This is a genomic window from Flavivirga aquimarina (assembly GCF_030540835.1).
Taxonomy (GTDB): domain Bacteria; phylum Bacteroidota; class Bacteroidia; order Flavobacteriales; family Flavobacteriaceae; genus Flavivirga; species Flavivirga aquimarina.
The window spans coordinates 41,310-65,080 of record NZ_JAUOEK010000117.1; the positions used below are offsets into that span (position 1 = coordinate 41,310).

Annotated in this window: 27 protein-coding genes; 9 read left to right on the forward strand and 18 right to left on the reverse strand. The window is 30.2% G+C overall.

The window, feature by feature from the left end:
* From Q4Q35_RS10210 to Q4Q35_RS10220, 3 genes are read left to right on the forward strand one after another with little or no spacing between them, the layout of a single operon-like run.
* Positions 1-333, forward strand: a complete 333-nt coding sequence (locus tag Q4Q35_RS10210) for a hypothetical protein (RefSeq protein WP_303277870.1) — start codon at positions 1-3, stop codon at positions 331-333.
* Positions 334-987: an alpha/beta hydrolase gene (locus Q4Q35_RS10215; RefSeq protein ID WP_303277871.1), complete on the forward strand. Its 654-nt coding sequence runs from the start codon at positions 334-336 to the stop codon at positions 985-987.
* Positions 988-1,023: 36 nt separating this feature from the next.
* A complete protein-coding gene (locus Q4Q35_RS10220; RefSeq protein ID WP_303277872.1) occupies positions 1,024-1,545 on the forward strand; it encodes a nuclear transport factor 2 family protein in 522 nt (173 codons plus the stop codon).
* Between the two features lie 223 nt (positions 1,546-1,768).
* Here Q4Q35_RS10220 and Q4Q35_RS10225 read toward each other — a convergent pair whose 3' ends face one another.
* The 13 genes from Q4Q35_RS10225 to Q4Q35_RS10285 form a co-directional block, all read right to left on the reverse strand.
* On the reverse strand, positions 1,769-2,473 hold the full coding sequence (locus Q4Q35_RS10225) for a response regulator transcription factor (protein WP_303277873.1): 705 nt from the start codon (positions 2,471-2,473) through the stop codon (positions 1,769-1,771).
* A 3-nt stretch (positions 2,474-2,476) separates the two neighbouring features.
* Positions 2,477-4,015, reverse strand: a complete 1,539-nt coding sequence (locus Q4Q35_RS10230; protein ID WP_303277874.1) for a sensor histidine kinase — start codon at positions 4,013-4,015, stop codon at positions 2,477-2,479.
* A gap of 116 nt (positions 4,016-4,131) precedes the next feature.
* The gene (gene coaE, locus Q4Q35_RS10235) at positions 4,132-4,716 is read right to left on the reverse strand and encodes a dephospho-CoA kinase (RefSeq protein WP_303277875.1); all 585 of its coding nucleotides are present in this window, start codon (positions 4,714-4,716) and stop codon (positions 4,132-4,134) included.
* Positions 4,713-5,672 (reverse strand): CdaR family protein, encoded by a 960-nt coding sequence (locus Q4Q35_RS10240; protein WP_303277876.1) that lies wholly within the window; start codon positions 5,670-5,672, stop codon positions 4,713-4,715. The genes coaE and Q4Q35_RS10240 overlap by 4 nt, the downstream gene beginning before the upstream one ends.
* On the reverse strand, positions 5,669-6,676 hold the full coding sequence (locus Q4Q35_RS10245) for a glycosyltransferase family 2 protein (protein WP_303277877.1): 1,008 nt from the start codon (positions 6,674-6,676) through the stop codon (positions 5,669-5,671). The genes Q4Q35_RS10240 and Q4Q35_RS10245 overlap by 4 nt, the downstream gene beginning before the upstream one ends.
* A gap of 150 nt (positions 6,677-6,826) precedes the next feature.
* Positions 6,827-7,642, reverse strand: a complete 816-nt coding sequence (locus Q4Q35_RS10250) for an enoyl-ACP reductase FabI (protein WP_303277878.1) — start codon at positions 7,640-7,642, stop codon at positions 6,827-6,829.
* 135 nt (positions 7,643-7,777) lie between these two features.
* A complete protein-coding gene (gene recN, locus Q4Q35_RS10255) occupies positions 7,778-9,430 on the reverse strand; it encodes a DNA repair protein RecN (RefSeq protein ID WP_303277879.1) in 1,653 nt (550 codons plus the stop codon).
* 65 nt (positions 9,431-9,495) lie between these two features.
* On the reverse strand, positions 9,496-10,383 hold the full coding sequence (gene porD, locus Q4Q35_RS10260) for a type IX secretion system protein PorD (RefSeq protein ID WP_303277880.1): 888 nt from the start codon (positions 10,381-10,383) through the stop codon (positions 9,496-9,498).
* Positions 10,376-11,608, reverse strand: coding sequence for a bifunctional phosphopantothenoylcysteine decarboxylase/phosphopantothenate--cysteine ligase CoaBC (gene coaBC / locus Q4Q35_RS10265; protein ID WP_303277881.1), 1,233 nt, complete (start codon positions 11,606-11,608; stop codon positions 10,376-10,378). Before coaBC ends, porD begins: the two co-directional genes overlap by 8 nt.
* Positions 11,609-11,616: 8 nt before the next feature.
* Complete coding sequence (locus tag Q4Q35_RS10270) at positions 11,617-11,946, reverse strand: DNA-directed RNA polymerase subunit omega (RefSeq protein WP_303277918.1); 330 nt, start codon at positions 11,944-11,946, stop codon at positions 11,617-11,619.
* Positions 11,947-11,959: 13 nt separating this feature from the next.
* Positions 11,960-12,805: an outer membrane protein assembly factor BamD gene (locus Q4Q35_RS10275; protein WP_303277882.1), complete on the reverse strand. Its 846-nt coding sequence runs from the start codon at positions 12,803-12,805 to the stop codon at positions 11,960-11,962.
* Between the two features lie 183 nt (positions 12,806-12,988).
* Positions 12,989-13,867 (reverse strand): 4-hydroxy-tetrahydrodipicolinate synthase, encoded by an 879-nt coding sequence (gene dapA, locus Q4Q35_RS10280; RefSeq protein ID WP_303277883.1) that lies wholly within the window; start codon positions 13,865-13,867, stop codon positions 12,989-12,991.
* Entirely contained in the window at positions 13,860-14,387 is a 528-nt protein-coding gene (locus Q4Q35_RS10285) for a DUF6913 domain-containing protein (protein ID WP_303277884.1), read from the reverse strand. Before Q4Q35_RS10285 ends, dapA begins: the two co-directional genes overlap by 8 nt.
* A gap of 58 nt (positions 14,388-14,445) precedes the next feature.
* Here Q4Q35_RS10285 and Q4Q35_RS10290 point away from each other — a divergent pair, with 58 nt between their 5' ends.
* Positions 14,446-15,204 (forward strand): 5'-nucleotidase C-terminal domain-containing protein, encoded by a 759-nt coding sequence (locus Q4Q35_RS10290; RefSeq protein ID WP_303277885.1) that lies wholly within the window; start codon positions 14,446-14,448, stop codon positions 15,202-15,204.
* A 2-nt stretch (positions 15,205-15,206) separates the two neighbouring features.
* Positions 15,207-16,124 carry a bifunctional metallophosphatase/5'-nucleotidase gene (locus Q4Q35_RS10295; protein WP_303277886.1) on the forward strand — a complete coding sequence of 306 codons (918 nt, stop codon included), beginning with the start codon at positions 15,207-15,209 and terminating at the stop codon, positions 16,122-16,124.
* On the opposite strand, the gene Q4Q35_RS10300 is transcribed toward Q4Q35_RS10295, so the two are convergent.
* Entirely contained in the window at positions 16,121-16,759 is a 639-nt protein-coding gene (locus Q4Q35_RS10300) for a hypothetical protein (protein WP_303277887.1), read from the reverse strand. The genes Q4Q35_RS10295 and Q4Q35_RS10300 overlap by 4 nt on opposite strands.
* A gap of 300 nt (positions 16,760-17,059) precedes the next feature.
* On the opposite strand from Q4Q35_RS10300, the gene Q4Q35_RS10305 reads away from it, so the two are divergent.
* Complete coding sequence (locus Q4Q35_RS10305) at positions 17,060-17,440, forward strand: DoxX family protein (protein WP_303277888.1); 381 nt, start codon at positions 17,060-17,062, stop codon at positions 17,438-17,440.
* A gap of 6 nt (positions 17,441-17,446) precedes the next feature.
* Here the strand turns inward: Q4Q35_RS10305 and Q4Q35_RS10310 are convergent, their stop codons facing one another.
* From Q4Q35_RS10310 to Q4Q35_RS10325, 4 genes are all read right to left on the reverse strand, one after another.
* The gene (locus Q4Q35_RS10310; RefSeq protein WP_303277889.1) at positions 17,447-18,184 is read right to left on the reverse strand and encodes a hypothetical protein; all 738 of its coding nucleotides are present in this window, start codon (positions 18,182-18,184) and stop codon (positions 17,447-17,449) included.
* 109 nt (positions 18,185-18,293) lie between these two features.
* Positions 18,294-20,294 (reverse strand): NAD-dependent DNA ligase LigA, encoded by a 2,001-nt coding sequence (gene ligA / locus Q4Q35_RS10315; RefSeq protein WP_303277890.1) that lies wholly within the window; start codon positions 20,292-20,294, stop codon positions 18,294-18,296.
* A complete protein-coding gene (prmC, locus tag Q4Q35_RS10320) occupies positions 20,287-21,156 on the reverse strand; it encodes a peptide chain release factor N(5)-glutamine methyltransferase (RefSeq protein WP_303277891.1) in 870 nt (289 codons plus the stop codon). The genes ligA and prmC overlap by 8 nt, the downstream gene beginning before the upstream one ends.
* A complete protein-coding gene (locus tag Q4Q35_RS10325; RefSeq protein WP_303277892.1) occupies positions 21,153-21,644 on the reverse strand; it encodes a GNAT family N-acetyltransferase in 492 nt (163 codons plus the stop codon). The genes prmC and Q4Q35_RS10325 overlap by 4 nt, the downstream gene beginning before the upstream one ends.
* A gap of 54 nt (positions 21,645-21,698) precedes the next feature.
* On the opposite strand from Q4Q35_RS10325, the gene Q4Q35_RS10330 reads away from it, so the two are divergent.
* Genes Q4Q35_RS10330 through Q4Q35_RS10340 form a run of 3 tightly spaced genes read left to right on the forward strand, consistent with a single transcriptional unit; the run spans position 21,699 to position 23,767 of the window.
* A complete protein-coding gene (locus Q4Q35_RS10330) occupies positions 21,699-22,154 on the forward strand; it encodes a hypothetical protein (protein ID WP_303277893.1) in 456 nt (151 codons plus the stop codon).
* Positions 22,155-22,158: 4 nt separating this feature from the next.
* Entirely contained in the window at positions 22,159-23,163 is a 1,005-nt protein-coding gene (gene ribD / locus Q4Q35_RS10335) for a bifunctional diaminohydroxyphosphoribosylaminopyrimidine deaminase/5-amino-6-(5-phosphoribosylamino)uracil reductase RibD (protein ID WP_303277894.1), read from the forward strand.
* The gene (locus tag Q4Q35_RS10340; RefSeq protein WP_303277895.1) at positions 23,156-23,767 is read left to right on the forward strand and encodes an HAD family hydrolase; all 612 of its coding nucleotides are present in this window, start codon (positions 23,156-23,158) and stop codon (positions 23,765-23,767) included. Before ribD ends, Q4Q35_RS10340 begins: the two co-directional genes overlap by 8 nt.
* Positions 23,768-23,771: the final 4 nt, after the last annotated feature.

The following is a 23,771-nucleotide window of genomic DNA, read 5'->3' on the forward strand; positions in this document are numbered from 1 at the left end:
ATGACTGAGCAAGATATTGAAGTAGGAAGAAATAATGCTATAATTAGTTATCTAACTATATTTGGCACCATAATCGCCTTTTATTTAAATAATGAAAACAAAAGTGAATTTTCTAGTTTTCATATACGGCAAGCATTAGGTTTATGGCTCACATTTTTTGCTCTTGGTTATATTATTGGAAGCTTTGACAGTTGGGCTATCTCCTCTGGTTTTTATATGTTTTTTGCTGTACTTTTTATATATGGTTTTGGAAGTGCATTAGGAAGAAAAGCACAAACAGTTCCTCTTGTTGGAAACTTCTATCAAAAAATATTTGCAAATCTTGGTAAATAAATGATTAACAATACACTCTCATTACATCACATAGTTCGCGAATCTACATTAACAGAAAATGCACCGCTATTAATTATGATGCATGGTTACGGTAGTGATGAAAACGATCTGTTTTCATTTGCCAACGAATTACCTGAAGAATTTTTTATTATTTCGGTAAGAGCGCCTTATACCATGCAACCTTTTGGAAATGCCTGGTATGCTATTAATTTTGATGCAGAAAAGGGTAAATGGAACGATAATGAACAAGCTATAGAATCTCGCGATTTAATTTCAAAGTTTATTGACGAAGCTATAGATTCTTACCCTGTAGATAAAAATAATGTATCGCTTTTAGGATTTAGCCAAGGGAGTATTTTAAGCTATGCCATCGCTTTAACTTATCCAGAGAAAATTAAAAACATAGTCGCTTTGAGTGGTTATATTAGCAAGGATATTCTTCCCGAAGATACTACTAAAGACTACTCGCATTTAAACTTTTATTGTTCTCATGGAAATGTAGATCAGGTGATTCCTGTTGATTGGGCACGACAAACTGCACCGTATTTAAGTAGCCTCAATATAAAACATCAATATTCGGAATTTCCTGTGGGTCATGGTGTGGCTCCGCAAAATTTTTATGAGTTTAAAAATTGGCTAATAAACAACTTATAATATTTTTCGTACCTTTTTAGTCTTAAAAAGACTTAAATGAAACGATTACCAACTTATATTATTAGCCTACTTCTACTTATAAGTAATAAGGCTATCTCTCAAAACATTAATGATTTAAAAGACATTAATTCTCAAATTTGGAGCAATTTCTCCAAAGCTTTCGAAACTGTAGATTATCAATTATTTGAAAGTTTACATAGTAACGACTTAGTGAGAGTTAACGGTGGTGACTACAAATCTATTAGAAATAAAGAAGCTTATTTAGAAGGTTATAAGGAACGTTGGAAAAACAGTTCTTTAAAACAAACTATTTCTTTTAGGTTTTTTGAACGGATTTATAAAGATGGCCTAGCGTCTGAGCGTGGTATTTATAAATTTACCATAAATCCAGGTGAAAAAAACCAAAAATCATATTACGGTAAATTCCATGTTATCTTAAGAAAGGAAGAAGGACATTGGAAAATACTAGTCGATTATGACTCAATAGAAAATGAATCTATTAATGAAGCATCATACAATAATTGCTTTGCTTTGAATGACTTTGAAAACATTAAGTAAGCACAAGGTTTCAGATGATTAACGCTGGTTTTAAAATAGTATTAAGATGATATCATACCACATTAAGTATGATGTAATTGTATACAAAACTCAAAACACCTTATAAAAATTCGGCGCTAATAAAATAATGCTTTTATAATTCTTAATACGTTGCAATGAATAGGTCTGCAAGGTTTATTTTTCTACAGTATATTTAGAAATAATACTGGAAAACATCTATATATTAAGAATTGATTACGAGCCTAAACCCTTCTCCGTGTATATTTAGTATTTCTACTTTTTCATCAAGTTTTAAATACTTACGTAACTTGGCTATATACACATCCATACTACGAGATGTAAAATAATTATCATCGCGCCATATTTTGGTTAATGCTAATTCTCGTGGCATTAAATCGTTTTCATGCAATGCCAATAAACGCAATAATTCATTTTCTTTAGGCGATAATTTCACAGGTTCTCCACCGTTAAAACGTAGGAAACGTAATTTTGAATTTAAATCAAAACCACCTATTTTAAATTCAAATTGTTTACTATCAGAAATAGTTTCTGTGGCTTTACGCTGTATGATAGCTTTAATTTTCATTAACAATACTTCGCTATCAAAAGGCTTGTTTAAATAATCGTCTGCACCAACTTTATAGCCTCTTAAAACATCTTCTTTCATTGTTTTAGCAGTTAGAAAAACAATAGGTACATCTGTGTTTTTTTCTCTAATTTCTTTAGCTAGTGTAAATCCATCTTTATAAGGCATCATAACATCCAGAATACATAAATCAAAATCATCTTTCTTGAATTTCTCGAACCCTTCCATGCCATTTTTAGCATGAATCACTTCATAATCATTCATTATTAAATAATCCTTAAGAACGGTTCCGAAATTAGGATCGTCTTCTACTAATAAAATTTTCTTTTTTTGCTCTTCCATAATTTATGATATTAGTGGAAGCTTTATAGTGAATATGCTTCCTTTATCTTTTTCACTTTCTACAGATACATGTCCTTGATGATCTTCAACGATGCGTTTAACGTAAGCTAAACCTAAACCGTGACCTTTAACGTTATGAATATTTCCTGTGTGTTCTCTATAAAATTTTTCAAACACTTTTTTAGAGGCTGCTTTACTCATACCACTGCCATGATCTTTTACTTTTAATAAAATATTTGTACCAATATTTTCAGTATATATTTCTATTTCTGGTGCGTTTGGAGAATACTTTATAGCATTATCCAACATATTAACAATAACATTAGTAAAATGGGTTTCATTAGCTAAAATCGAAGACCTATCTGCTTCAAAAAATGTTTTAATGTAACCTTGCCTGTCTTCAACTATTAGTTTTACATGTGCAATAGCATCTTCAACCAAATCGTGCAACTTAACTCTATCTTTACTAATATTAAGTTCGTTTTTTTCTAATTTAGATATTCTCAATACATTTTCAACTTGAGCATGCATACGTTTATTCTCTTCTTTTATCATAGTGAGGTAACGTATTACCCTATCTTTGTCATCTATAACTTTTGGGTTTTTAATAGCATCTAAAGCCAAATTTATAGTTGCTATTGGTGTTTTAAACTCATGCGTCATATTATTAATAAAGTCAGTCTTTATTTCAGATATTTTTCGCTGTTTTAAAAGTTGATACAAAGCACTTGAATATGCTATGATTATTATAGATGTGAAAATTACCGATAATAATATCATACCTATTATGGATGATAATATATACCCTCCATCATCAGGAAAATTAACCAAAAGCTTATAAAGGCTTTGATTGTTTTCATCATAAAAAATAGGCACACTATAAGTAGAAGCATCGTTCTCAAAACTATTGCTACGCACTTTAGTTGCTAAATCACCATCATAAATAGCAAATTCAAAGTCTATATTGATATCATCTTTTCTAAGTCTATCAGACAATAAATCTCGAATTTCTTTCTCGGAAACCCTTTTATGTATAGGAGTTCTTTTATAAATTTCTTTAAAACTCTTTTCAAAACTTAACCGTTGTGCTTCATCCATACTCCCACTCCTAATAATCTTAGTAATAGGGCTTTGTAGGATATCTTTTTCAGATAAATCAATATTGCTGTAAATCTCAGTACTAGACTTACCTGTTATACTTTTAAAATCTATACTATCAATATCTAAACCAATGTCAAGGAGCGACGAAGAAAATTTAAAATTTTCTTCAATAATATTATTACTATAAACAAGCATTTCGTTTGTGCTGTTATTCTTCTGATAAATTAACAACTGAGAAACCGCTTCTTCATCAACTTTTTTATCTTTATCTAAGCTTAAATATTTCGAGAAATATTTTTCCGATTCATTATTTTCTATAGTGTTAGAAGCATAACTAAGTGCGCCTTTAACAATAAACTTAAATCGTTCTTTTTCGTTTTCAACAGAATTATTTATATAATAAGCTTGAATAGATATAATACCAATAAGTGATAAACTCATTAGTATTATTAATAGGATGAATATTTTTTTGTTCACTATTCAAAATTAACATTTTAACATTTATGACACTTCCCTTTTAACCTTACATTAACAAAAATGATAAAAAGGCTTTTTTCTTAAATTATTTTAAGAAGATCTTTATGAATATTGATTACTTGATTTTTAGTAACCTCAAGGTCGATATTATCAATTACATAATCCGAATACTTGATTTTTTCTTCATCTGTCCATTGGTTTTTCATAATGGCTTGAATCTTATCTTTAGTTGTATTATCACGATTTAAAAGACGCTTTATCCGTAAGTCTTTTGGGGCAGTAACCGTAATAACATAATCACATGCTTTATGACCACCATTTTCAAATAAAATAGCCACTTCTTTTATAACATAAGGAGCGTCTTGTTTTAACACCCATTTTTCAAAATGTTTCGCTACTCTAGGGTGGACAATCTCATTCATTTTTTGTAAATACCCCTTATCGTTAAATATAACATCTGCTATAAAACGCTTGTTTAATTTGTTATCAACATAGGCTTTATCTCCAAATAATTGAATAAGCTTTCTCTTAATAATTTTAGACTTATGCATAAGGTTTTTTGCTTCAACATCTGCTATATAAACGGGTATTCCAAGTTCCTCAAACTGTTTGGCTACTGTTGTTTTTCCGCTTCCTATACCTCCTGTAAGTCCTACAATAATCATTTTGTAATTATAAATTCTATACGCTGCTGACTAATTTTAACATTTTTAGCAGTCTTAGGGTATTTTTCTAATTCCGGAACTAAAAGTGATTGATTACCCTTAGTTTTATTATAATCGCAAACGACTTTAAAATCTTTATTTGTGACCGAATTAAAATGGCTTAAACTAATATAATAAGAAACATTTACTTCTTTTGGAAAATGCTTTATCTTTATACCTTTAGGAACATTAATAATATTTACTGGTATTTTTAGTGTGCCTTCTGTAAACTTTTCTACATCTGCCTTTATAACCACACTATTAGTAGAAAATTTTAAATCGGAAGTATTTTCGGGAAACTTTAGCTTAGTCGTTTCTGTTAAATTTAGCTTTACATCATTAAAAGTAATATCTTCTGTTTCTATATGATTAATTTTAGACACTAGTACATTTGGACCTATAACCATAATTGAATCGGGTTCTGAAACCAGTTTATCTGAGATATCGTAACCGGGACTAAAATTGATAGTGGCATTTAATTTAACCGGGATTTTTTTAACCAAGTTTACATCATATCTAAAAGTTAATTTGTCTGGAAACATATTAAGTAATTCTACTTGTTCATCAAACTGTGTATTTTTCAGATAAGCTTTAGATTTATTCCATAAAAAAACATCTTTTTTTTTGTCGACATCGTGACTAAAATCTATCTTAATTTTTGGTTTAGAAATATAATACTTGAGCCATTTAAAACCATGTGTTTTTAAAGTGATATTTAGCGTCACAGAATCATTTAAAATAACATTCTCTTCAGGTAAATTTACCTTTTCAATACCAAAAGCCATCGTATTTGTATACTCTTTTGATAACTTAGAAAATATCAAAATAATAAAAGCAAACAACAAAAACAGAATAAACACATTTATCCTTTTGTTTTTTATTGATGCTAATATTTTAGATTTTAACTTTTTTATCATTTCGATTTAAAAAATAACTCAGGAAAATAAGCTTCCGGCTTTTTATTACGTATTGAGACTGCAAACGTTGACTTTAAAAACCCATAACCATATCCGAAAAACTGAATAATAATGGCAACTACAGAAAGTATTGAAACCCAAAAACTTTTTGTATTTATTAAAGCTAATACTAATGCTACGAAAAAATACGACATATAGACTACCAAACCCAAATTAAAATTTAAAAAAGCGAGTCCTAATGACATTATAAATCCTAAACAAAAAATGGTAGGAAACCAATAGGTTATTTTTTTTGTAGATGGATGCCAATTATTAAGAATAGGACGTACCAGTCCAAATTTATGTACTTGTTTATAAAACTTACGCCATGAAATACGACGTTTATGATATACAAAAGCTTCCGGTATCAACTTAGTTTTATAGCCTAAATCCCAAAGTCTGATAGATAAGTCGGGGTCTTCTCCCGGATGAATCCTTCCAAACCCTTTTGAAGCTATAAAAGCTTCTTTTGAAAGCCCCATATTAAAGCTTCGTGGTTGAAACGTATCTACACTATTTTTATTTCCTCTAATACCTCCAGTAGTAATAAATGAGGTCATTGAAAAGTTTATGGCTTTTTGAAGGCTTGTAAACGAATCGTGTGCAGCATCTGGCCCTCCAAAACAATCTACATATTTATTTTTTAAGCTTTTTACGACTTCTTTAATATAGTTTTTTGGTAAAATACAATCGGAATCTAAAATGATAAAATAGTTTCCTTTGGCATGTTTCATACCAAAATTTCTTGAATCCCCCGGCCCTGAGTTTTCTTTAAAAAAATAAGATATATCTAGTTTCTCCTTATAAGTATCAACGACCTCTTTAGACGATATAGTTGAGCCGTCTTCTACAATAACTATTTCAAAGGGTATATTACCCTGTAATAGTTCAAAACTCTGTAATAGTTCTTGTATTTCGTCCGGACGATTATAAACAGGAATAATAAAAGAAAACTGTAATTGCATAAAACAAATGTAACAAAAAAGCCACCGTTTGGGGACATCTTTAAAAAAGACACGAATTACACAAATTTATACGAATCTACTAATAAGACCTGCCAGGTTTTTAAAACCTGGCAGGTCTTATCTATTCTTAAAATTAATGTTTTTGTATACTTAATCTTCTTTCATAAAGGTTTCCATAACAGCATCACTAACCCCCATATTACTAAAACCTCCATCGTGGAATAGGTTTTGAAGTGAGACACGTTTGGTTAAATCACTAAACAATGAAACCGTATAATTAGCACAATCTAATGCTGTTGCATTACCTAAAGGTGACATTTTATTAGCATAAGCTATAAAACCGTCAAAACCTTTAACACCACTCCCTGCTGTTGTTGGTGTTGGTGATTGAGAAATGGTATTTACTCGTACCTTTTTATCACGTCCGAAGAAATACCCGAAACTACGAGCAATACTTTCTAAATACGCTTTATTATCGGCCATATCGTTATAATCTGGAAAAACACGTTGGGCTGCCATATAAGTTAACGCTACAATACTTCCCCATTCATTCATGGCATCTGCTTTGTATAATGTTTGCATAACTTTGTGAAAAGACATGGCAGAAACATCTGTTCCTTTTTGAGTCCATGCATAATTCTGATCTGTATAATGTTTTCCTTTTCTAACATTAATAGACATTCCTATTGAATGCAAAACAAAATCTATTTTACCACCTAGAATCTCCATTGATTTTTCAACTAGATTTTGTAAATCTTCTTCAGAAGTTGCATCTGCAGGAATAATTTGAGAACCTGTTTTTTCAGCTAATTCATTTATTTGCCCCATACGCATAGCTACTGGTGCATTTGTTAATACAAATGTTCCACCTTCTTCATGCACTCGTTCTGCTGTTTTCCATGCAATTGAATTAGAATCTAATGCTCCAAAAATGATTCCTTTTTTTCCTTTCAATAAATTATACATACTTTTTTGTTTATGCCCCTTTGTCCTCCGGACATTTCCCCATGGAGGAAAATCGGGTAATTGTTCTCTTTATTAATTTTAAAGCCCAAAAGTACTAAACTTTAAACTTTAATTTTTTTAAACTTTAAACTTTTTTTAATTCAATAATTCTTTTGCATGTGCAATAGCAGATGAAGACATCTCTATACCTCCTAACATTTGTGCTATTTCTACAATTCGTTCATCATGATTGAGCTTTACAAGATTGGTTTGTGTCATATTATTTACATCGTCTTTATAAACCTTAAAATGCGAATGTCCTTTCGCTGCAATTTGCGGTAAATGTGTAATAGAAAACACTTGCATTGTTTTACTCATCTGTAACATAATATCTCCCATTTTGTTTGATATTTCTCCAGAAACTCCAGTATCAATTTCGTCAAACATAATGGTAGGTAATTTTATATATTTTGATAAAATTGATTTTATTGCCAACATAATTCTAGATAACTCACCACCCGAAGCTGCTTTTTTAAGCTCGTTAAAGTTCCCTCCTTTATTTGCCGAAAACAAAAATGATAAGACATCTTTTCCGTTAGCAAAAAAAGAATCGCTATAAATTGTTTCTATTTTAAATTGTGCATTTGGCATCCCTAAGCCTACCAAAATACTTTCTAATTGCTTTTTTAATTTTGGAATTGCTTCAATCCGTTTGTTATGGATTGTTTTAGAAATAGTATTTAATTCTACTGTTTTAGAATTGATTTCTAATTGTTTTTTCTGAATGGTATCATCTAAATTTTCTGTTACCGATACTTTTTCTTCAAGTATATTTTTTATTTTAATTAATTCTGAAACATCTTCCGCAGTATGTTTTTGCAGCAAATTATGAAGTGTTTTTAATTTAGAATCAACCGTTTCTAATCTCATAGGGTCTACTTCTAAATTATCTTTTAATGTATTAACTTCACTAAATACATCGTCCATCTCTATTAAACTACTGGTAACTCTATTAAACAAATCTTCATATTTAGATGAAAATCCGGATAGTTTTTGAAAGGTATTCTTTAATGTTGTCAATGTAGCTAAAGCTCCTACTCCTTCTTCATTTAATACATGATAAGCTTCATCTAATTTCTCTTTTATGCCTTCTATATTATTAAGTGTTTCGTATTCTTCTTCTAAATTTTCTAATTCTCCATCTACTAAATTAGCTTCAACCAATTCGTTTAATAAAAACGTATTGTAATCATGTTCTTTTATTGCTTCTGCCTGAAAGGCTAAAAGTTCTTTCAGCTCTTTTTGAAGTATTTTATAACCTTTTAATTCATCATTATAAGTCTTCAAAACGCTATCATTGTTTGCAAGTGCATCTATTACCTGAAACTGAAATTCGTTACTGGTTAGCTCTAAGGTTTGATGTTGCGAATGTATATCAATTAAACGCTCTCCTAATAATTGTAAACTACTTAAATTAACGGGAGAATCGTTTATAAATGCTCTCGATTTTCCAGAAGGTAATATCTCTCTTCGAATAATAGTTTGTAATTCGTAGTCGATATCTTCAGCTTTAAAAAGTGATTTTAAATTATAATCGGAAATATCAAAAACTGCTTCAATAATACATTTTTGAGTTTCATCTTTTAAACTATTTAGATCGGCTCGTTTTCCCAGTATTAACGACAACCCTCCTAATAGTATTGATTTGCCTGCACCTGTCTCTCCTGTAATTATAGATAAGCCATCGTTAAAATCGACATGAAGCGTATCTATTAAAGCATAATTTTTTATTGAAAGTGATGTTAACAATGTTGGTTTTTAGTATTTAATTTACGGAAATAAATATAATAAAAGCGTTTTATATATAGTCTAACTCAAAACTTAATATTTTGCCATTTGCTATTATGCATTGGCGCTACTTTTTGAAGTGTTTCTTTAACACTGGCTATATTTACATTAGGGCCATCGCTAAAAATTAGTTGTATTTCATCTGCTTTGGCATCAAAAAAGGTACGTAGTATAAAAGAATTTGGCCTACGTCTATTCATGGCTTCAAATTGTTGTAAAGAAGCCGCAACCTTTTCTTTTCCTGTTTTTGTATTCTCACTCATAACATCCAAACCTTCCCTATGATACATGTATAAAACGTCTCTATATTCTTTAAAAGTTGGAGACAGGACATTATCTATAAGGGCAAATCTACTTTGTAAACCGTCTTCTACTTTCCACCCTTTAAAGTTACTTTGTTGCGAATAATTTGTAATAATTCGTGCTTGTGTATAATAAGCATCACCTCCTTTGCTGGAAAAACTGTCAGCATCTAATGCCAAAATCATATAAACATGGAATGCTAATACCGACACTAAATTAGATTCGAATTGATTGGGATTAAAAATTAAATTTTGAAATTCTAAATACCTGAAATTAAAATCTTTATCATTAAAATTATAAATTGGTGTGCTAAACGATGAACCGAAAACGGGACGTGATGATTGTACTTGTATAGACGCTTGAAAGGTTTCTCCGCTATAACTAGTAACATTAATAACCATACTACAATCAATGCGTTCTTGTGTTTTAAATGTTTTTTTAGTCCACTTCGTATTGTTTATAAACTCATTTAACTGTTTCTCTAAAGTTTTAAAAATTGGAAAATTTTCGTTACCTGTTTGTTGTGCATTTACAACAAGGTTACAATTTAGTTCTTGCGAAACGCCTTTAATTCCCAGACAAAATATTAAAACAACTAGAATATTACGCATGTATTTGTTCTATAATTTTATTTAATAAGTCTTTAGCTACCTCTGCTTTAGATTTTAATTTAAACGCTGTAATAGTTTCTTTATCATCAATAAAAGTAACTTTATTAGTATTGCTTTTAAAACCTGCTCCTTTATCTTTTAACGAATTTAAAACAATTAAATTTAAATTCTTTCTTTTTAATTTGCCTTTTGCATTTTTAAGTTCATCATTAGTTTCTAATGCAAACCCCACTAAATATTGGTTATTTTTAATGGCTCCCAAAGATGCTAAAATATCTTTTGTTTTTTCTAACTCTAAAGTTAACGTTGGATCCTTCTTTTTTATTTTTTGAGATGCAACTTCTTTTGGTTTAAAATCTGCTACAGCTGCCGAAAGTATGGCGATATCTACATCTTTATAATAAGTATGTACAGATTCGTACATATCTTGTGCGCTAATAACTGGAATTACCTGTATTAAAGTATGTGATACTTTTTGATGTGTTGGCCCTGTAACTAAAACTACTTCTGCTCCAAGGTTTGCTGCTGCTTTGGCTATTTCAAACCCCATTTTACCACTTGAATGGTTTCCTATAAAACGAACCGGATCTATTGCCTCGTAAGTTGGACCTGCTGTTATAAGTACTTTTTTTCCTTTTAAGGGAAGTTTATCTAAAATATCATTTTCAATAAAAGTAACAATGTCTTCTGGTTCTGCCATTCTACCTTCTCCTACCAAACCGCTTGCTAATTCACCACTTGTAGCAGGTATCATGATGTTTCCAAAAGCCTTTAACGTATTAAAAGAACTAGCTGTACTTGGGTGTTTATACATATCCAAATCCATAGCTGGTGCAAAATACACAGGGCATTTTGCCGACAAATAGGTTGCTAACAGTAAATTATCACTTGTACCGCTTGCCATTTTAGAAAGTGTATTGGCTGTTGCTGGAGCAATTATAAAAACATCGGCCCATAAGCCTAAGTCGACATGATTATTCCATGTAGCGTTATCCTGCCTGCCGGCAGGCATGGCATCTTCTTCATTTGTAAAAGATGAGTAAACGGGATGTTTTGAAAGTGTTGATAAGGTTAAAGGCGTTATAAAATCTTTAGATGCCGGCGTCATAACTACTTTTACGTTAGCACCTGCTTTTATAAATAACCTTACTAATGAAGCTGTTTTATAAGCGGCAATACCGGCACTTATGCCTAATAGTATGTTTTTGCCGCTTAATATTGACATTTTAAAAATTATTCTTGAGAATCTTCCTCTGTATTTCTAAAATAAATTTTATCAGTTAACCATTCTTGAACAGCTAATGCATGAGGTTTTGGTAATTTTTCGTAAAATTTAGAAACCTCAATTTGCTCTTTGTTTTCAAAGATTTCTTCAAGACTATCGTTATATGTTGCAAATTCTTCTAACTTATCGATAAGCTCTTTTTTAATCTCTGTATTAATTTGCTCTGCACGTCTTGCGATTATAGAAATTGACTCATAGATGTTATCTGTTGGTTCGTCAATTTGATTTCTGTCGTATGTTACAGAATTAACCGGAGCATTTGTTTTTTTTAAATCTATTCCCATAGTTATTTTAACTTTTAGTGCTGTATTTTTTTAATTCTTCTTCTAATACTACTGCCATATTATTGGCTTCTTCTATGTACTTTGAGTTACTATATGCGTTTTTAAATGACATATAATATTCTTTTGCAGTTTCAAGACGATCTTTTTTTAAGGGTACTATTGTCCCATCAAGCGCTCTTTTTAGCTCTCTACTATTAATAGCTAATTGGTAAGCAGAATCAAATCTATAAAATAAAGCGTCTTCACGTAAGATTGATCCTGGGAATTCAAAAAGAAAATTATCAAAAGATGTTATTGCGGCATTGAAATCTTTAGTATATCCCGGAGCTATCTCTCCATATTGTTTGGCTATACTAAACGCCTTTTTTTCTAGCTTAAAATCTAATTCTTGAACTAATTTATTTGCTTCTGCAAGGTACTCAGATTCTGGAAATAAATTTATAAACTCTTGAAGCTTTTCAATAGCACCTTTTGTTTCTGTTTGGTCTTTACTATAAACAGGAGACAACATGTATTTACTTTTTGCACTTAAAAAAAAAGCTTCTTCTAATTTCTCACTTTTCGGATAACTTGATGCAAAGCGTTCAAATTGGTAACCAGCAACATAGTAATCATTCATTTTATAAAAAGAATTAGCATACAAATACATGAGCTTTTCTGCTTGTGGCTTCCCTCTATAACTTGGCACTATTTGAGCAAAAAGTCTATTAGCTTTTGAAAATTTACCTTCATTATATAGGGCTTCACCTATTTTGAACTTAGTAGCTATATCTTCATTTTTTAACGCCTTCTGAAATTCGCTACAACTGCTAAAAACAGCAAGCATTATTAATATGTAAAAAAGTTTTCTCATTTGTTATTCTTCACTGTTTCAAAAAAATAGGATACTATTTGCTTTTTAATCATGCCCAGCACATATGATTTTTAAACAGACTGCAAAATTAAGTTATTAATATGGATTTTAAAAATATTATTTTAAAGCTAAATTAATTGCTTAAAGTCAGTAATCATAAGGTTTAAGTAATATTTAACAATCTTAAAATTTATTTACAAAATTTCTTATCTTTTCTTTCAATTCATTAGATGCCGGAACCAACGGTAATCTTACACTATCTTGGCATAAATTTAGTGCTTCAAAAACAGCTTTTATTCCTGCTGGATTATTTTCCTCAAAAATATAGCCAATGACATCCATTAATTTAAAATGAAATTTATAAGCTTCTTTAGCATCCCCTTTTAAACCTAAACGTATCATTTCTGAAAAATCCTTAGGGAATGCCTGACCTATAACAGATATCACTCCCGCGCCTCCTGCCAAAACAATACCTAAAGCCAAATCATCATCGCCCGAAATAATTAAAAAATCTTCCGGCTTGTTCTTTAATAACTCTAAATATTGCGATACATTGTTTCCTGCTTCTTTAATACCTATAATATTATTGAAATCGTTAGCCAATCTTATGGTCGTTTCTACTTCCATATTTTTTGAAGTTCTACCCGGAACATTATATAAAATAACATCTACCGGAGATGCTTCCGAAATAGCTTTAAAATGCTGATAAATTCCTTCTTGAGTTGGTTTACTATAATATGGAGACACCGATAAAACAGCATCTATGTTGCTTAAATCTGTTGCTTTTATTTCTGCAATAACTTCAGCTGTATTACTTCCGCCTATCCCTAAAACCATAGGCACTCGACCATTATTAGTATCTGCTATGGTTTTTATTACTTCCTTTTTCTCTTGTTTAGTAAGTGTAACACTCTCTCCTGTCGTTCCACAAATCACTAGATAATCGGTGCCGTTATCAATATTGAAATTTACAATATTTGCTAAAGCACTATGGTCTACACTTAAATCTGATTTAAAAGGTGTAACCAAAGCAACCCCAGTTCCCACAAACTTCCTATTCATTCTTAATTTTATTTAATATAGTTAGGTATTTAATTGTCTCTTCTTTAAATACGTTAAATTCTTTTAGTTTTGTTTTAATAATTAAATCATTTAAACGCTCATCACTTTGTACAATTCCAATTTTAAATTGGGCTTTAGACTTCGCAGTAATCATCTTTAGTTCTAAAACATCTTCTGCATAATAACTAATTAAAGCATCATATTTGGTATCTAAAAACGTCTGTAATTCTACATTTTTTATGACACCTTTCCAGCCGAAATCTTTAGGACCAAAACAAACATCCCATGTTGTTAGAGTACCTTTATCGTTTTCAGAATAGGCAATAATCTTTAATTTATTATCGCGAATTTTTAAAAAATCGGCAAACTTTCTAAACAGCTCAAAGTCATCTATTTCATCAATATTCAAGATAACACCTAAGCTTTCAACTTTCTTATCAGTAACATTTACTTGTCTTTCTGATAACAATTTGTTTAAGTGTTTTTTGTTAGATTTTTCTTTAAAACCTTTTAAAATCATTTATCTTTATCCTTTGCGCAAAGGTAGCAAAAGTACATTCAAAATATTCGTTTAATATATGAGGTTAACACATTTAATTTTTTTGTTATATTTTTTTAGTCTTTTTAATTGCAAACAGACTAATTTAGGGTTAACAAAAATTGAAGGAAAGCAAATTCAGATTACAGACACTTTACCTATTGATTCTAAAATAGAGTCCTATATAAAACCCTTTAGAGATCATATTCAAAAAGATTTAGATAGTGTTTTAGCTTATTCTCCTAATAGTTATTCTAAGTCTAATGGCTCTTTTAATACTGCTATTGGTAATTTTATGGCAGATGCTATTTACAGTGAAGCTAACCCTGTTTTTAAAAGCAGAACTGGTAAAGACATAGATATGGTTCTACTTAATCTTGGTGGTATACGGTCTATTTTACCAAAAGGCAATATAACAAAAAGAACGGCATATAAAATAATGCCTTTTGAAAACAGTATCGTAGTAGTCGCTTTAAAAGGAAATCAAGTAGACAGTTTGGTGAATTACTTATGTAGGGTAAAACGAGCACACCCGATCGCTAAACTTAAACTAACAATAAACGAAAATGATAAAATAGTTGAAGCCAAAATAAAAGGCAAAGACATTGAACTTGATAAAGTATATTATGTTGCCACTAACGATTATTTATATAGTGGTGGTGATAATATGTCTTTTTTTAAACCGAATGACAGTCTTTATGTTTTAAATTATAAAGTTAGAAATGCCCTAATAGATAACTTTAAAAAAGTTGATACCATTAATCCTGTAATTGACGACAGATTCATTCAAATAAAATAAAAATGAAACGTAGAGATTTTATACAACAAGCATCTGTAGGAACGGCATTAGTAACACTAAGTGGATTAGGTTTACAATCTTTTTCAAACGCTGCTACATCTAAAAAAATAACGATTCTACATACCAACGATGTGCATAGTCATATTGACCCTTTTGGCTCAGATGATGCTAGAAATGCTAATAAAGGAGGGGTTGCCAGAAGAGCTAGTTTAATTGAATTTATTAGAAATGAAAATCCAAATACACTTTTACTAGATGCTGGAGATATTTTTCAAGGCACTCCTTATTTTAATTATTACGGTGGCGAATTGGAATTTAAATTAATGAGCAAACTAAAGTATGACGCTGCCACTATAGGTAATCATGATTTTGATAATGGCATTGATGGCTTATATGCTCAATTAGAACATGCCGAATTTCAATTTGTTTCTGCTAATTATGACTTTTCAAATACTATAATGGACACGCATACTAAACCTTATAAAATATTTAAAAAGGACGGTCTTAAAATTGGTGTTTTTGGGCTTGGTATTGAACTACACGGTTTAGTTGATCCGGCTATGTTTAAAGAGACTAAATATTTAGATCCTATCGAGATTGCTCAAGATATGTCTAGAATTTTAAAAACAGAAAAACAATGTGATTTAATAATTTGCTTATCTCATTTAGGATATAATTATAGGAACAACCCAAACAAAATAAGTGATTTAAAATTAGGGGAAGCCACAAAAAATATCGATCTAATTATTGGTGGACATACCCATACATTTTTATCGAAACCAACAATCGTTAAAAACATAGAAGGAAAAAATATGCTTGTAAACCAAGTAGGCTGTTATGGTATTAATCTTGGAAAAATTGACTTTTACTTTGATTCTAACAAAAACATGTCGGCAAATGGTACCTCAATAATTGTTTAAGCTGAGATTATTTTATTATCTGAGTAAAATGCTTTTTTTATCTCCAAAATATTTTTTTTCGATTTATTATCTGCTATAACATATTTAAAGATAAAATAAAGCCCAATTCCATAAAGTACCCTATATAACATTTCAAAACTCCAATGATACAAATAGTAAAGGTTAACATAGTTTAAAATAGTAGAAAAAGCTATAAAAATTACTGCGACTAAAAACAATATAGATTGTCTTGATTGTGTATTTAGATATACTCCAAAAGACACAAAAGCTAATACAATAAGCGATAAATTTTTCAAGCCAAACAAAAGCACTTCTGTTTTGTCTGGAATAATCACTTGTAACACACTATAAAGAGTATATAAGAAGAATATATTAATTATAAACACACCTAATAAATAGACTCCTATTAGTTTTTTAACGTCTAATAATTTAAATTTAGGTATAATGATGGCAATTAAATATAAATAACTCAAAAAGTATAAAATACTAGATACTTTGATAAATGTTTCATTTGTGAAAAAAGATAAAGACATATCTCCAAGAAAAGAAAATAACAAAAAAGAAACAAAAACAAATCCTAAAGATTTATGCTTAACTAAATAACATATCAAAAAGACCGGTATAAATAAAGCCATTGCTGTCTTTAGTAATAACGAATCTCCAATAAAAGTAACAAGAAAGTTTATAATTGTTAATCCTAATAAAGCGCAAAAAAACACCTTATTAAAAGTAAAGTCTAGAGAACTTTTCATGGTTTTAGGGGTTAGTAGGTTATTCCAAATATATAAATATAATTTTATTTCAACGTCAAAAATCAACTTTTTATCGATTATTTATTTAAAAACAACCGTTTATCTATAAAATTGAATTCTAAGGACCGGTAAGTAATTACTAAAATTACGTCTAAGTTTTTAACTTATAAACTTTTATATAAAATGAAAAGATATATTCCTCTTGCCTTACGAATTATTGTTGCTATTATTTTACTGCAAACACTGCGTTTTAAATTCACAGGGCACCCGGATAGTGTCTACATTTTTAGCCAAGTCGGTTTAGAACCTTATGGTAGAATTGGCATTGGTGTTTTAGAGCTTATTGCCGGTATATTGTTATTGATTCCTAAGACAGTATGGGCAGGTACTATACTTACATTAGGCATTATAGGTGGTGCCATTTTTATGCATTTAACACAACTTGGAATTGAAGTAAATAACGATGGAGGTGTTTTATTTATTACCGCAGTAGTTACATTTGTACTTTCTACAATTATTCTTTATATCTATAAGAACGATATTCCATTTATTAATAAAGCTTAATAAATATTATTCCATTACCATATACTTTTCTTCCTGATTCAAATCGTTTAATAATTGTGATTGTTGATAGAAGAAGTAAAAAGCAACAAGTGTAAGTGTCGTAGAAATAAAATTAAGCAAACTTCTTTGCGCAATATAAAAATACGCAACTTGCATAACTTCTGAGAATACAATACATAATGATCCTATAAATAAGTATAAAGACTTTTTATTATCTCTGTAAAAATAATTTAGTAATGCGACAGACAATAATAAAAGCATAACAATGTTATATACCATTTCTAAATAGTATTCATTTGACATGTTTATATTTGGTCCCAATATTACTTGTAAAACATATACCAGATATACATTTAAAATTGTTAAAACAAGTAAATGAATTTTAAAATTTTTGAACACATAAAACAGACTGAGTGATCTAATAATTTTCACAAACAAAAACAAATAGGCCAATATAAACAGGGAATTACCTATAAAATAATCCATTTTATTTAAATCAGCTATGCCATTATTAGACACGTAAGCCATGACGACCCCTAACAAGTCAGAGATTGAATAACACAAAATAAATAACAAAAAGAATATGTTTCTTTTTTTTGCAAAAAATAAATAAATTATAGCTACTAAAGGAGTTAATAAACAATCTAAATTATATGCAATATCGCTATCTCCTCTAAATTCATAAATGACAAATAATATATACACTAACAAGACACAACCTACCAAGACTTTCGACTTGTACATAATAGCTTTTTTTGGTTAATGCACAAATATAGATAAATTTTATAACTAAATACCAAAAAAATTACTTTTAATCGATAAAAACATGCTTTTAATCGGTTTTTAAGATAAATTACTTTATTTTTTGTAAGAATTCATGTTCACTCATTAAAGTTACGCCTAACTTATCTGCTTTTTCTTTTTTACTCGGCCCCATATTACTACCCGCTACGACGTAACTTGTTTTAGATGAGATAGAACTACTTAACTTACCTCCATTATCTTCAATTAGTTTTTTAAGCTCGTTTCTTGACACGCTTTCAAAAACACCAGAAACCACAATAATATCACCTTCTAATATACTAGTTTGACCTATTAATTGCTCTGCAGATAACTCTAATTGAACTCCAAATTGTCGTAATCTATTAACTATATGTAAGTTTACTTCCAAATTAAAAAATGCACTCACGCTTTCTGCAATTTTAATACCTATCTCATCAACATTTACCAAATCTTCTTCTGTAGCACATGCTATAGCATCAATATTTTTATAGTGCTTTGCTAATTTCTTAGCAACAGTTTCACCTACGTACCGAATTCCTAAAGCGAATAGAACGCGCTCAAAAGGAATATTTTTAGACAATTCTATACCTTGAATTAAATTATCAGCACTTTTTTCTGCCATGCGTTCTAAAGGAATCACTTCTTCTTTAGTTAATTCATATAAATCTGAATAATTGGAAATAAGACCTTCATTCACCAAAAGAACTACTGTCTCTCCTCCCAGTCCTTCTATATCCATTGCTTTTCTAGATATATAATGTTGAATCCTGCCTATAATTTGCGGTTTGCAGCCATTATAATTCGTACAATAATGCTGAGCCTCTCCTTCCTGTCTTTCTAACTCTGTTTGACATTCTGGACAATGTGTAATATATTGAGTTGGTTCCGATAAATTATGTCGTTTACTTAAATCTACCCCAAGAATCTTCGGAATAATTTCTCCACCTTTTTCAACATACACCTCGTCTCCTACTCGAATATCTAATTTTTCTATTTGGTCTGCATTATGTAAAGAGGCACGTTTTACAGTAGTCCCTGCTAATTCTACAGGTTCTAAATTAGCAACAGGTGTAATGGCTCCTGTTCGCCCTACCTGGTATGTAATACTATTTAGTTTTGTTGATACTTGCTCTGCTTTAAATTTATACGCCATAGCCCACCTTGGCGCTTTTGCCGTATAGCCCAACTCTTCTTGCTGTTGTAAATTGTTTACCTTTATAACAACACCATCTGTTTCGTAAGGCAAATCATGACGTTTATCATTCCAATAATCTACAAATTCTAAAACTTCATCAATAGAATTAGCAAGTTTTGCAGCATTTGGCACTTTAAAACCCCATGCTCTTGCTTTTTCTAAGCTTTCTATTTGTGTTTCAATATTTAAACTTGATCCTGTTATATTATAAAGCAGACATTCTAACGGACGTTTCGCTACTTCTGCACTATCTTGAAGTTTCAAACTTCCTGAAGCTGTATTTCTGGGATTTCTATAAGGTTCCTCTCCAATTTCAATACGTTCCTCATTCATTTTATTAAACCCATCAAAGGGTAATATAATCTCACCTCTTATATCAAACTTAGCTGGGTAATCATTACCTTTCAATTGTAATGGTACCGATTTAATAGTTTTAATATTTGCCGTAACATTATCACCTTGAAACCCATCTCCTCTGGTAACTGCTCTTGCTAATATTCCATTTTCGTAAGTTAAACTAATGGATGCCCCATCATATTTTAATTCACAAGTATATTGAATATCACCATCTACTAATTTTTTAATACGGGTTTCCCAGTCTTGTAAATCTTCTTTAGAATAAGAATTATCTAAAGAATACATACGATGTTCGTGCGGAATGGTATCAAAATTCTTAGTAATGGTACCGCCTACACGTTGTGTTGGTGAATTAGCATCAAAAAATTCAGGATGTTTTGCTTCAAGCTCCTGAAGTTCTTTTAGTTTTATATCGAATTCGTAATCGGAAATGGTTGGGGCATCAAGCACATAATAATTGTAGTTATGCGTACGAAGTTCTGTTCTTAATTCGTCTATTTTATTTTGAATACTACTCATTCGTTTTCTCTCCTTTTATCATTCTATCTTTTTTAAAGATATCTTGTTTTAATTCTATATTATTAAAGCTACTATTTTTAAACAACCTAATCATATCATTACCTAAATACTCATTGATTTCGAAAAATAACAATCCTTTATCTTTTAAACTATTTAGTGCAAATTGAGTAATTGCCTTATAAAATTGCAACGGGTTTTCATCCTTTACAAATAATGCCAAATGTGGTTCATTATTTACTACATTAGGTTTCATAAACGCTTTTTCCTGTTCTCTAACATAAGGTGGATTAGATACAATAATATCAAATTTTAAGCTTTTAAAATCCGAATCAAAAGTAGACATATTTAAAATATCTGCTTCTATAAATTCGATTGTAACATTATTTAATTCAGCATTTTGCCTTGCTACTCTAATCGCTTCCTTACTTACATCTAAAGCATAAACTTTAGCCTCTGGTAAATTCTTAGCTAGAGAAATAGCAATACATCCACTCCCAGTGCCAATATCTAAAATACTAACCTCGTTGCTTCTCGCTTTTCCTTGTTTAGAAATAACCCAGTCTACAAGTTCTTCTGTTTCCGGTCTTGGAATTAACACATGGTTATTTACCTTAAAATGTAATCCATAAAACTCCATATCTCCTAATATATATTGTATAGGGCGCTCCTTTTTTAATAACTGTAAAGCATCTAAAATAACTTCATAGCTATCAACTTTATAATCGGGTTGTAAAGCCAATTGTATTCTGGTTATAGAAAAATAAGCTTCTATCAATATAAAAAAGAAACTATCTATCTCCTCTTTTTCATAAATAGCATCTAATTCTTTATGAAAAACACCTTGAATATCCTTTAATTTCATAAATCCTTTAGCATCCAAACGCCACAAGAATAATGACCTGTACTACCTAATGCTTCTTTTAAATGTTTAAAACCATAGCTTTCGTAAATATGAACAGCTACTTTAAGTTGCGGAGCAGATTCTAAATAACATTGTTTATACCCTAATATTTTAGCAGCTTGCAAACATTTTTCAAACATAAATTTACCATACCCCTTACCTCTTACTTTTGGCGAGAAATACATCTTTTGAATTTCGCAAACATCAGACTCAAAACCTTTTAAAGGTTTAACACCTCCGCCTCCTAAAATGGTACCATTATTGTCGATTACATAATAAACATCATTATTGTTTTGATAAGACTCAAACATTCTTGGAGTTTCCTCATCAGAATAAGCTGTACCTTCTAAAGGTATTTTAAACTCATAAAAACAATTTCTAATAACTTGCTCTATTTGTCTATTATCCTCAGGCTGAATTTCTCGAATAACTATAGTATCTTTACTCACTTTTAAAAGTATGATTTTGTGCAAGTGAAGATACTTAAATCTAAAAAAAACGACATGAGGAATATCATTATTTTATCAACAATGCTATTTGCTTTTATAAGCTGTTCTGTTAACGAAAAACCAGAGTTTTTGCATATTGAAAACATTAAAGTTCTGGAATCAACTTCAAAACACATAACATTTACTGCCGATGCCTTTTTTTTAAACCCTAATACTATTGGTGGGGAATTAAAAACAGATGAAATGAAAGTGTTTGTTAACGATAATGAAATGGCCACCATATCGACCAAAAGCTTTAAAGTACCTGCAAAAAAAGAATTTTCAATTCCGTTAAAAACACATATTCCAACCGATAGCATTTTTAGCAATAAAAATATAAATGGATTGCTCGGGAGTCTATTTAGCCAAAAAATCAAAGTGCAATATAAAGGAGATATCAAATATAAAGTTTTGGGTTTTTCATATACCTATAATATTGATAAGATTGAAAACGTAAAGATTAAACTATAAATAATTGACTCACCACAAAACATACATAAAACGTTGTATTGAAATTGCTAAAAACGGGTTAGGCTCTGTTAGACCTAACCCTATGGTGGGCTGTGTTATTGTTCACAAAGACAATATTATAGGAGAAGGCTACACAAGTTCTTATGGTGGTAATCATGCAGAAGTTAATGCTATAAACTCTGTTACAGACAAAACCTTATTAAAAAAAGCAACTATATATGTAACTCTTGAACCTTGTTCACATTTTGGAAAAACCCCGCCTTGTAGTGATCTTATTATCAGACATAAAATCCCAAACGTGGTTATTGGCTGTATAGATGATAATGTTAAAGTAGCAGGTAAAGGAATTAAAAAACTTAAAGAAGCTGGGTGCCACGTTATAGTTGGCATATTAGAAGAAGTATGCAAAGATCACCATAAACGCTTTTTTACATTTCACAATAAAAAACGTCCATATATTATTTTAAAATGGGCAGAAACTAAGAATGGTTTTATAGCACCAAAAAAGAAAAAAGAACAAAAACCTGTTTGGATTACCAACACATATTCAAGACAACTCGTTCATAAATGGCGGTCTGAAGAACAAGCCATTTTAGTCGGCACAAATACTGTTTTGCAAGACAACCCTACTTTAACGGTTAGAAGTTGGAAAGGCAACCACCCAATTCGGGTTGTATTAGACAAAGACTTAAAACTTTCCAAAGAATTTTCAATTTTTAATAATGACGCTAAAACTATTGTTATAAGCGAGAGTGCTATTGATTTTAGCAAACATTTGTCTCAGCAAATCTGTGATGTTTTATATAAAAATGATATCACTTCTATAATTATAGAAGGGGGACAAAAAACACTTCAAACTTTTATAGATGAAAATTTATGGGATGAAGCGAGAATCTTTACAGGAAATAATGAATTTAATGAAGGCTTAAAAGCACCCGAATTTTCAGGGAAATTAATTTCTGAAGAAAAAATCATGACCGATATTCTCAAAATTTATAAAAATGATTAAAACTATTATTTTCGATTTCGGAAATGTATTTATTAATTTAGATATAGAAGGCCATGTACAACATGCGCTTAAAACTTTTGAAATAGATTCTTTTTCTGAAGAAATGATTGCTTTTAATAGTTTATATGAAGAAGGGCTTATTACTACCGAAGAGTTTATCGCGTTTCATACCGAAAATTTCCCGAAAATTTCTACTGACGAATTCATTACTCTTTGGAATTTTATGCTAAAAGATTTCCCTGATCATCGTTTAGATTTTTTAAAGCAGCTTAAATCAAATTCAAAATACAAGCTTATATTATTAAGTAATACAAACGAGCTTCATATTAATTGGGTTAAAGAACATATTCCTTTTTATGAAACATTTAAAAACTATTTTGATGCATTTTATTTATCACACGAAATTCATCTAAGAAAACCCAATCAAGAGATTTTTGAATTTGTATTAAATGAACACAAAATAAATGCTGACGAATCCCTTTTTATTGATGATAACACAGATAACATTAATACCGCCAAGTCTCTAGGTATTAAAACATGGCATATTAACCCCGAAACGGAGGATATCTGCAGTTTGTTTGAAACAAAAAGCAACTTATTCTAACTTT